General features: G+C 60.8%; 12 protein-coding genes and 1 tRNA gene. 12 read left to right on the forward strand and 1 reads right to left on the reverse strand.

The features are described 5' to 3' along the window. Positions 1 to 145: 145 nt before the first annotated feature. The 9 genes from KBY85_RS09370 to KBY85_RS09410 all read left to right on the forward strand — a co-directional run bounded on the left by KBY85_RS09370 (position 146) and on the right by KBY85_RS09410 (position 6,814). Complete coding sequence (locus tag KBY85_RS09370; RefSeq protein WP_254961238.1) at positions 146 to 1,231, forward strand: 30S ribosomal protein S1; 1,086 nt, start codon at positions 146 to 148, stop codon at positions 1,229 to 1,231. A 24-nt stretch (positions 1,232 to 1,255) separates the two neighbouring features. Next, positions 1,256 to 2,071 carry an HAD family hydrolase gene (locus KBY85_RS09375; RefSeq protein WP_254961239.1) on the forward strand — a complete coding sequence of 272 codons (816 nt, stop codon included), beginning with the start codon at positions 1,256 to 1,258 and terminating at the stop codon, positions 2,069 to 2,071. A gap of 21 nt (positions 2,072 to 2,092) precedes the next feature. After that, on the forward strand, positions 2,093 to 3,340 hold the full coding sequence (metK, locus tag KBY85_RS09380) for a methionine adenosyltransferase (protein WP_254961241.1): 1,248 nt from the start codon (positions 2,093 to 2,095) through the stop codon (positions 3,338 to 3,340). A 16-nt stretch (positions 3,341 to 3,356) separates the two neighbouring features. Next, positions 3,357 to 4,622, forward strand: a complete 1,266-nt coding sequence (locus KBY85_RS09385; protein ID WP_254961243.1) for an FGGY-family carbohydrate kinase — start codon at positions 3,357 to 3,359, stop codon at positions 4,620 to 4,622. Between the two features lie 175 nt (positions 4,623 to 4,797). Further along, positions 4,798 to 5,064: a DUF2470 domain-containing protein gene (locus KBY85_RS09390; protein WP_254961244.1), complete on the forward strand. Its 267-nt coding sequence runs from the start codon at positions 4,798 to 4,800 to the stop codon at positions 5,062 to 5,064. 162 nt (positions 5,065 to 5,226) lie between these two features. After that, positions 5,227 to 5,796, forward strand: coding sequence for a ComF family protein (locus tag KBY85_RS09395; protein WP_254961246.1), 570 nt, complete (start codon positions 5,227 to 5,229; stop codon positions 5,794 to 5,796). Then, positions 5,787 to 5,859, forward strand: a tRNA-Phe gene (locus KBY85_RS09400). Before KBY85_RS09395 ends, KBY85_RS09400 begins: the two co-directional genes overlap by 10 nt. Positions 5,860 to 5,942: 83 nt before the next feature. Next, the gene (locus tag KBY85_RS09405) at positions 5,943 to 6,191 is read left to right on the forward strand and encodes a hypothetical protein (protein WP_254961249.1); all 249 of its coding nucleotides are present in this window, start codon (positions 5,943 to 5,945) and stop codon (positions 6,189 to 6,191) included. Between the two features lie 29 nt (positions 6,192 to 6,220). Further along, positions 6,221 to 6,814 carry a chromophore lyase CpcT/CpeT gene (locus KBY85_RS09410; RefSeq protein ID WP_254961252.1) on the forward strand — a complete coding sequence of 198 codons (594 nt, stop codon included), beginning with the start codon at positions 6,221 to 6,223 and terminating at the stop codon, positions 6,812 to 6,814. 12 nt (positions 6,815 to 6,826) lie between these two features. On the opposite strand, the gene KBY85_RS09415 is transcribed toward KBY85_RS09410, so the two are convergent. After that, positions 6,827 to 7,240, reverse strand: a complete 414-nt coding sequence (locus KBY85_RS09415) for a hypothetical protein (RefSeq protein ID WP_254961253.1) — start codon at positions 7,238 to 7,240, stop codon at positions 6,827 to 6,829. Positions 7,241 to 7,792: 552 nt separating this feature from the next. Between KBY85_RS09415 and KBY85_RS09420 the strand changes: the two genes are divergently transcribed. The 3 genes from KBY85_RS09420 (at position 7,793) to KBY85_RS09430 (ending at position 9,446) form a co-directional block, all read left to right on the forward strand. Then, the gene (locus tag KBY85_RS09420; RefSeq protein WP_254961254.1) at positions 7,793 to 8,311 is read left to right on the forward strand and encodes a phycocyanin subunit beta; all 519 of its coding nucleotides are present in this window, start codon (positions 7,793 to 7,795) and stop codon (positions 8,309 to 8,311) included. Positions 8,312 to 8,353: 42 nt separating this feature from the next. Then, a complete protein-coding gene (gene cpcA / locus KBY85_RS09425; protein ID WP_254961255.1) occupies positions 8,354 to 8,842 on the forward strand; it encodes a phycocyanin subunit alpha in 489 nt (162 codons plus the stop codon). A gap of 187 nt (positions 8,843 to 9,029) precedes the next feature. Next, positions 9,030 to 9,446: a hypothetical protein gene (locus tag KBY85_RS09430; protein WP_254961256.1), complete on the forward strand. Its 417-nt coding sequence runs from the start codon at positions 9,030 to 9,032 to the stop codon at positions 9,444 to 9,446. Positions 9,447 to 9,454: the final 8 nt, after the last annotated feature.

Consider the following 9,454-nt stretch of genomic DNA (forward strand, 5'->3'; position numbering starts at 1 on the left):
TCAGCTGACCTCGTTCAACTGACCGTGGTCAAAGCAACGGAAACACGCTGCTGCCGAATTGGTACAGTGACAAATCGGGTTTGCTCTGCTGGCGGGCAGATCACCCGTTCCTTTCCTACTGCTTCAGGCAGACCGCCACCTATCCATGACCGTGACCCCTTCCGATACCAGCACTGAAGCGCTCAACCAAGAAGCGACCAGTGCCGAGGCCGAGCTCGACTTCGCCGCCGCCATGGGCGATGACCTCGATCTAGCTATTCCGGAAGAGGTCCCCACCGCCGATGACCCCAGCAGTCGCGCTGCATCCCGCAACGACGCTGATGGCGTGGGTTTCACCCTCGATGAGTTTGCGGCGCTGCTGAGCAAGTACGACTACAACTTCAAGCCGGGTGACGTTGTCAACGGCACCGTGTTTGCCCTGGAATCGAAGGGCGCCATGATCGACATCGGCGCCAAAACAGCGGCGTTTATGCCCGTTCAGGAGGTGTCAATCAACCGGGTTGAAGGTCTCAGCGACGTTCTCGTGCCAGGCGAGATCCGCGAGTTCTTCATCATGAGTGAGGAGAACGAAGACGGCCAGCTCTCGCTTTCCATCCGCCGCATTGAGTATCAGCGTGCCTGGGAACGGGTGCGCCAGCTGCAGAAAGAAGACGCGACCATCTACAGCGAAGTGTTTGCCACCAACCGTGGTGGCGCCCTCGTACGGGTTGAAGGCTTGCGCGGCTTCATTCCCGGCAGCCACATCAGCACCCGCAAGGCCAAAGAAGAGCTGGTGGCCGACTTCCTGCCCCTCAAGTTCCTTGAGGTGGACGAGGAGCGCAACCGCCTGGTGCTCAGCCATCGACGCGCCCTGGTGGAACGCAAGATGAATCGCCTCGAAGTGGGCGAAGTGGTGCTCGGCACCGTGCGCGGCATCAAGCCCTACGGCGCCTTCATCGACATCGGTGGAGTCAGCGGCCTGCTCCACATCTCCGAAATCAGCCACGAGCACATCGAGACACCGCACACGGTGCTCAATGTCAACGACCAGATGAAGGTGATGATCATCGACCTGGATGCCGAGCGGGGCCGGATCTCCCTCTCGACCAAAGCGCTCGAGCCCGAGCCCGGCGACATGCTCACCGATCCCCAGAAAGTGTTCGATAAAGCCGAGGAAATGGCCGCCCGCTATAAGCAGATGCTGCTTGAGCAGGCCGAAGACAACGAACCAATTGGCGTCACCCTCGACTGAGCCAGGCCCAACAACGAGTCCTCCATGGCTGAGCTGTTTCTGCGGGGAGAACCCCTGGCCGATGCCACGGGAACACCATTCCCAATCGAAGCGGTGTTGTTCGACAAGGACGGCACCCTTTGCATCAGCGAACCCATGCTCCACACCCTGGCCGAGGCCAGGGTTTTTCATGCCTGCGAGCTATTGCTGCTGCGCCACCCGGAGCTACCCGCCAGCCGAGGCGACGAGCTGGCTCAGCTACTGCAGCGGGCCTACGGGCTCCGCAATAGCTCTATCCATCCGGCAGGCGCCACGGCCGTCGGCTCCCGCAGCCACAACCTGATCTCCACCGCCACAGCGTTGGCCCAGGTTGGCCTTGGCTGGCCAGAAGCCCTTGAACTCAGCGAAAGCATATTTACGGCCACCGATGGCCTGCATGGCCAGGGGAGTGAGCACCGGCCCATCGCCACCGCCGGACTCCACGATTTGATGCAAGCACTACAGGAAGCAGAAGTGGTGTGCGCCGTGATCAGCAACGATGACGAGGCTGGCATCGAAGCTTTTCTGGCCAGCCAAAACCTCAGGTCCAGGTTTCAAGGCCTGTGGAGTGCAGACCACAACCCGCGCAAGCCAGACCCGGCGGCGGTGCACGCACTCTGCGCCCAACTCGGAATACAGCCCAACCGTTGCGCCCTGATCGGAGATGCCAATAGCGACCTGCGCATGGCCCAGCAGGCGGGGGTGCCCGTGGTGCTCGGCTATGGGGCGGGCTGGAGCATCGCTCCGCCGCTAAATCCCCGCTTCCCCTGCCTGCAACATTGGCGCGAGCTCCAAGTAAACGGAGGTCAGCACATAAGCTGAGTTCAGTTGATTCAAGGCTGCATGAGCCGCTACGTCTTCACCTCCGAGTCGGTAACAGAAGGCCATCCCGACAAGATCTGTGACCAGGTGAGCGATGCGGTGCTCGACGCCCTGCTGGCCCAGGACCCGGCTTCTCGAGTTGCCTGCGAGACCGTGGTCAACACCGGCCTTTGCCTGATCACAGGTGAAGTAACAACAACCGCCCGGGTTGACTTCAACACCCTGGTGCGGGGCGTGATCAACCAGATCGGTTACGCCGGTGCCCGCGCCGGCGGCTTCGATGCTCACAGCTGCGCCGTGCTGGTGGCCTTAGACCAGCAGTCCCCCGATATTGCCCAGGGGGTAAATGAGGCCGACGACCACGATGGCGACCCCCTCGATCTGGTGGGAGCAGGCGACCAGGGGATCATGTTTGGCTACGCCTGCAACGAGACGCCAGAGCTAATGCCTCTGCCGATCAGCCTGGCTCACCGACTGGCGCGGCGGCTGGCGGAGGTGCGTCACAACGGCAGCCTCACCTATTTGCTGCCCGACGGCAAAACCCAGGTGAGCGTCGTCTACGAAAACGAAGTGCCCGTGTCGATCGACACGATCTTGATCTCCACCCAGCACACAGCTGAGATCGATGGCATCTCGGACGAAAAAGCGATTCGGGAGCGCATTGCCGCCGACCTCTGGAGCCACGTGGTGGAGCCCGCCACCGCCGATCTGGCCCTCAAGCCCTCCCAGCCAGACACTCGCTTCCTGGTGAATCCCACCGGCAAATTTGTGGTGGGCGGCCCTCAGGGTGACGCCGGTCTAACGGGCCGCAAAATCATCGTCGATACCTACGGCGGCTATGCCCGCCATGGCGGTGGCGCCTTCTCGGGCAAGGATCCCACCAAGGTGGATCGCTCCGCCGCCTACGCCGCCCGCTACGTGGCTAAAGCCCTGGTGGCCTCAGGCCTGGCTCGCAAATGCGAAGTGCAGCTCAGCTACGCCATCGGCGTAGCCAAACCTGTGAGCATCATGGTGGAAAGCTTCGGCACGGGCGCCATCAGCAATGCCGACCTCACCACCCTGGTGCAGGAGCAGTTCGACCTGCGCCCCGGGGCCATCATCGCCAACTTCGGTTTGCGGGAGCTGCCCCAGCAACGTGGCGGCCGCTTCTATCAAGATGTGGCTGCTTACGGCCATTTCGGCCGCACCGACCTGGATCTGCCCTGGGAAAACGTGGACGCCATCGCTGCCACGCTCAAGCAGGTCACCGCGGCGCAGGTCAACGCCTGAACTGCCGGCCCGGCGGGTGAACACGGCACTTGCCCTTGGGGTGGATCTGGGCAGTAGTGGCCTGCGGATTGCCCTGATAGGGCCAGACGGCGAGCAGCTGATCGAAGAGGCCAGCCCCTATCCATCCAGCCTGGAGGAGCCTTTGGGCTGGGCGGAGGGCCTAACCAGCCTTTGCGGGCTGCTGCCAGCAGCTACCCGCAAGCAGGTTGGCGCCCTGGCGGTGGATGGCACCTCCGGCACCCTGCTGCTATGCCGTCCCAATGGCCAGCCTGGCCCTGGCTGCCTAGGCAAAGCCTTGGCGTATCACTTCGCTTGCCGTGAGCAGGCCCCTATTGCTGCAGCCATGGCCGGTTCAGGCCCAGCCGCCAGTGCCAACGGCAGCCTGGCCCGGGCCCTCCACCTGCTGGCTCAGGCCCAGGAAATCGGAGCGGGCGGCCCCTGGCTGCTGCGTCACCAGGCCGACTGGCTAACCGGCTGGTTACTTGGTGACTGGAGCTGGGGAGAAGAGGGCAACAACCTGCGCCTCGGCTGGGACCTACAACGGCAGGGCTGGACTGGCTCGATCGGGCGCCAGCCGTGGTCCACTGCCTTGCCGGCGATTCGCCCCAGCGGCGCGGTGCTGGGGCGAATCGCTGCTACGACCGCCCGAAAGCTGGGACTTGCACCTGGCTGCCAGGTGGTGGCAGGCAGCACCGACGCCAACGCCGGGGTGCTAGCCGCCCAGCCTGGTAGGGGCGATGGCGTCACCGTGCTGGGTACCACCCTGGTGCTCAAACAGTTCAGCCCCAGGCCGATCGAAGGGCCAGGCATCAGCTGTCACCGAGTGGCAGGCAGCTGGCTGGTGGGTGGCGCCTCCAATGCCGGAGCCGGCATCCTGAGGCGCTTCTTCAGTGACGGCCAGATCGAAGAGTTGAGCCGCCAGATCGATCCTCGCCAGCCCACGGGCCTGCAGCTGCGGCCTCTGCCAGCCCGTGGGGAGCGCTTTCCCGTGGACGATCCTGATCTCGAGCCGCTGCTAGGCCCGCGCCCGATCAGCGACGTCCTCTACCTCCAGGCCCTGCTGGAGGGCCTCACAGCCCTCGAGAAACAGGGCTGGCAGCGGTTGCAAGCGGCCGGCGCCCCCGCCCTGGAGCGGGTGATCACCCTGGGGGGCGGGGCCCGCAACCCCCAATGGCGGCGGCTGCGCCAGCAGAGCCTCGGCATACCGGTGCTGAATCGACCGGGGTGCACAGCTGCCCTTGGCATGGCCAGAATGGCCGCAACAGCCCTGCAAAAACCATGAACGACCGCCTGCGCTCTGTGATCTCCATGGCGGTGTTTGTGGTGCTGGCTGGCTATGTGGGCTTCAGTGCCCTGCGTCTTGGCCTGTTGTTGTGGCAGCGCTTCGGCGCCGCCTAACTCCCTCAGCAGCTTCGTCCGAGCCAGAATCATTCCCATACCCACCGCCGCTCAGCACCATGGCCGCCGACCCCATCACCCCCGCCGTGAGCGATCGGATTTGCCGACACATGAATGACGACCATGCCGAGGCGGTGCTGGCCTATGCCCGTCACTACGGCGGCCTAGGCGCAGCCGAAAAGGCAAGCCTGGTAGCAGTCCGAGCCGAAGCCATGGAGCTTGATGTGGATGGCGCCAAGGTCACAGTGCCCTTCGACCACTGCATTAGTGACAGTGAAGATGCCCATCGCACCCTGGTGGCGATGTTGCGGGCCCTGCCCCGCTGAAGCCGGCGGCGTGGGAACCCTGCGGGAAACCTGCAGACCCATCCATGGCCTCCTGGCCCCCTGGCCCAACTCCCCTAACGGCAGGGCTGTTAAAGCTGCTGCCACTGGACTGGATCGCCAAACCACCAAGCCTGCACGCCGATCTGGCGGCGGAAACTAGCCGTGGGGGGACGCCAGGGCAGTGATCCCATCCATTGGTGGGCCGCTGGCATGTACTCGGGGCAGCTGCGCCGGCAGCTTCTTTATCTGCGCACCCATCCGAATCCAGCAATGGTGGCAGTTCTGGCACAGCAACTAGCCACAGGACTGGGCGCCGAACCTTGGGCCAGACCACCCCTGCTGGTTGCGATCCCCAGCTGGAAGCGGCGAGCCAACCCTCTGCCCAGCCTCCTGGGCAGAGCCCTTAGCTGGCAACTGGGCTGGCGCCAAGTACCCCTCCTGCAACGCAGTCGGGCAGTGCTGGGCCAGCACCATCTAGGCCGCGAGCTGCGCTGGGCTAACCAGGCAGGAGCCTTTCGCTGCTCCGCGTCTGGGCAGCAACAGCACCCCCGGGATAAACCTGCGGTGGTGCTGTTGGACGACATCCTCACGACGGGTGCTACGGCCTGCGCCGCCGCTGACAGCCTGCGCGACCAGGGCTGGCAGGTGGCTGGCATGGCCTGCCTGGCCCGAACCCCATGGCAGGGTCGTGATCTAAGATCGATTCGTCGCTTAGGCGACGGGCCGGGATAGCTCAGTTGGTAGAGCAGGCGATTGAAAATCGCCGTGTCCCCAGTTCAAATCTGGGTCCTGGCATTCTCATCCCACTACTTTCCTTCCGCGAAAAGCCTGCAGGGTTTGGGATGGCTCAACTAGAAACAGCTGAATATTGCAGCACCATGCGTGAACATCCACTGAACTCCAACCGGGTGTTCAATAACGCCGACAGCTTTGCTCAGGCTTTCGATGAAGCCTGGCAAAAACATGAACAACTCGACCCCCACCACGGACTCGATCCAGCAGCCAAGGTCGACCTGATTCTCGAAGGGCTTGGCGAGCACCCCTTTCTGCAAAACCAACCAGAGCTGGCTCAGCAAGTAGCCACTTTTCGACTCCGCCTCCTGGGGTTGGCCGAGCCCAGCCAGTAGCGTCATCTTCACAGCCGTGAACTGGCGTGATGGCGAGCTCCTTGGAGCGATTGGTGCGGATGTTGAGCGGTGGCTTCAACAACCAGGAGCAGGCTTTTGAGAATCCGCCCCTATACGCCCACATCCTGGTCAAATTACGTCCCCTCCCCCAGCTGGCACCGGGCTCCCTGCTGCTGGAACAGAGCTATGCGATTAACCCGGCAGCTCCCTACCGAATTCGGGTATTGAGGGCGGAAGCACAGAACGACCAGCTAACGATCGTCAACCAGGCGCTGGCAGACGATCAACGCTTCTGGGGAGCGGTTGAGGACAACGAACTCCGTGGCTGCATTCAATCCAGTGACCTCATGCCCCTCGATGGCTGCGCCTACGTGGTACGCGAAGAGAGCGAAGGATTCGTAGGGGAAGTGGAGCCTGGATGTCGCTGTCTGGTGGAACGCAAGGGAGCTACCTCCTACCTGGTGAGCCGGCTGGAACTAGACCCAGCTGGCATGCGCACAATCGACAGGGGCCACGATCCCATCACCCACGAACATCTTTGGGGATCGCTGGCGGGTCCCTTTGAATTTGCCCGCACCCACGACTACAGTGACGAAATACCAGCGCATTGGTTTGAGAAGTAGCGGGATTGAATGTCAGGCGCTGAGCTCATCGAGGAAGGGTTGCTCCTCTTCATCAAGGAAGGGCTGCTCGACCAGGCTGTCATCAAGAAAGCTCTCCTGCTGAGCCTCCTGGGCAAGGGCCAGCTGGGAGGGAATAACTGAACGCAGGTGACGGCCTACCCCTTGATTCTCGATACCTTTAAGCAAGCCCTCAAGGCGCGCCAGCCGGTCTTCCGTGTCATCGAGTCGTAGCTCCGTCTCGTCAGCGAGCAAGCCCTGGCTATCGGCATGGCGCTCAAGCAGGGGCTCGAGCCTCAACTCCTGGGCGGCAAGCCGCTCCTCCAGTTCAAGCAGCCGGAAGGTGATCGCTTCAGCCACCTCCGAGAGGGTCTGCAGCTGGTCAGCCAGCCGCTGGGTGCAGTCTGCAACCGTTAGCTCAACAGCCATAACCATTGCCCATGGAATGGGCGGATGGTATCGGCGCAGCCAGAAGGCGCCAGGGGTTGGCGCCCCAAGGGCCTGCAGCGCAGCGTTTGTAACGATTGTAAAAGACTTGTAATCCGATCAAAACAGGCCCATATGGGTCGCGCGGCCATGACACATGCAAAAGTGAGCGAATTAATGGGAATAACAAGCGGGTGCTTGCCGGTCAGTACGCAATGTCCTGCGAACGCCTCAAGGGCTCGAGTCACTGGTCATTCGGAGGCTGGACGCGGCCAAGTTTTTTGAAAACCACCACACCCACCGCTTTATTGAGCTCAAAATGAGGTACTTGCTGTGGCCATTTGCACCGACCAAGCCCACCAGGCCTTAGAGCAGTGACCGTTTGTTAAGGGAGCAGTAAGCAAGCAGGCATCTTGAAGAGAATGGGCAAACCAAGTTGACAACAGCCAGGTTGCTGCTTCGTGCCCACAAGGGGCATTGCGCAGCCCTGGGCCCTGACCAGCCTGGAACCCCTATCCACCCTTCCGACTCTTCGTCGCGACTAGGAGCCTCCCAATGTTCGACGCCTTCACCAAGGTTGTAGCCCAGGCTGATGCCCGTGGCGAATTCATCAACGCCGGTCAAATCGACGCGCTTGCGGCGATGGTTTCCGAGAGCAACAAGCGTATGGATGCTGTGAACCGCATCACCTCCAACGCATCCAAGATCGTCACCAATGCGGCCCGCGATCTTTTTGAAGCTCAGCCAGCGCTAACAGCTCCTGGTGGGAACGCCTACACCAGCCGCCGCATGGCTGCGTGCCTACGCGACATGGACATCATCCTCCGTTACATCACCTACGCGATTTTCAACGGCGATGCATCCGTGCTGGAAGACCGCTGCCTCAACGGCCTGCGTGAGACCTACCTGGCACTCGGAGTTCCTGGAGCTTCGGTTGCTGAAGGAGTTCGTAAGATGAAGGATGCAGCCATTGCAATTGCCAACAACCGCAACGGCATCACCCAGGGAGACTGCACAGCTTTAATCAGCGAGATCGGCACCTACTTCGACCGCGCTGCAGCAGCCGTCGGCTGATCAGCTCACTAAAAATTCAAACCAACTTATTCCCCTCTTCCCATGAAGACTCCCCTTACCGAAGCCGTCGCAGCAGCTGATTCTCAGGGACGGTTCCTTTCAAACACTGAGCTCAACTCCGCTTTTGGTCGCTTTGACCGCGCCAAAAATGCTCTTGCAGCTGCCAAGGGCCTAACAGCCAACGCAGACAACTTGGTGAACGGCGCTGCTCAAGCCGTTTACAACAAGTTCCCCTACACCACCCAGATGCAAGGCGCAAACTATGCCTCTGATGCCCGTGGCAAGGCTAAGTGCTCCCGTGACATCGGCTACTACCTCCGCATGGTCACCTACTGCCTCGTGGCTGGTGGCACCGGCCCCATGGATGAGTACCTGATTGCCGGGATTGATGAAATCAATCGCGCTTTTGAACTCTCCCCCTCTTGGTATGTGGAAGCTCTTAACTACATCAAAGCCAACCATGGCCTTGCCGGCGAAGCAGCAACAGAGGCAAATAATTACCTCGATTACGCAATCAACGCGCTTGTTTGAGCAAGCTGTTTTTTAGAACGTGATCAATAGCCTCCCCATAGAAGGGAGGCTATTTTTATTGAACAAAAGATAAAGAGATGGGCAAAAGTGAGCACAAAGACAGTAGCCGTGAAGAATTAGACGTCCAAAAGATTCGGCAAAAGTCATACAGCCGGGGAAACCGTCCTCTTGCCAAAACAAAAACGTCATGCCGCCCGAAGAAATTTTAAGCATAAAAGACTTGGTAAAACAAGCCGGAGAGGAACAGGAAATTCAGTACGGACCAAGCGAGGCACGCCTGCGTATAGACCTCAGAATTGACGACATTGGGCTTTGGAAATCCCATCACAACAAAAATCCTGACAACAACAATATTCTGCTTGCCTGCGAGAGTAATAGCGGCGAACTGTCAGAAACCAATCTGACCTGGGTAGTCGGAGCTGCAATACGTTCTGCGTTGGTAGAAGGAACGGCCCAAGCAAAGGATCTGCTCAAAAACCTCGGAGTGTCAGAAGAACTGGTGGATCTAGCATCTGAACACTGTCCAGGCCTAGGCGGGAAAGCAATATGGGCTTTCCATTTGGAGCGACATGGCTGGCTTACCGCAACTCCTGTGGAATCGTGAACCTGACT

The sequence above is a fragment of the Cyanobium sp. BA5m-10 genome (assembly GCF_024346255.1).
In the GTDB taxonomy this organism is placed as follows: domain Bacteria; phylum Cyanobacteriota; class Cyanobacteriia; order PCC-6307; family Cyanobiaceae; genus Cyanobium_A; species Cyanobium_A usitatum.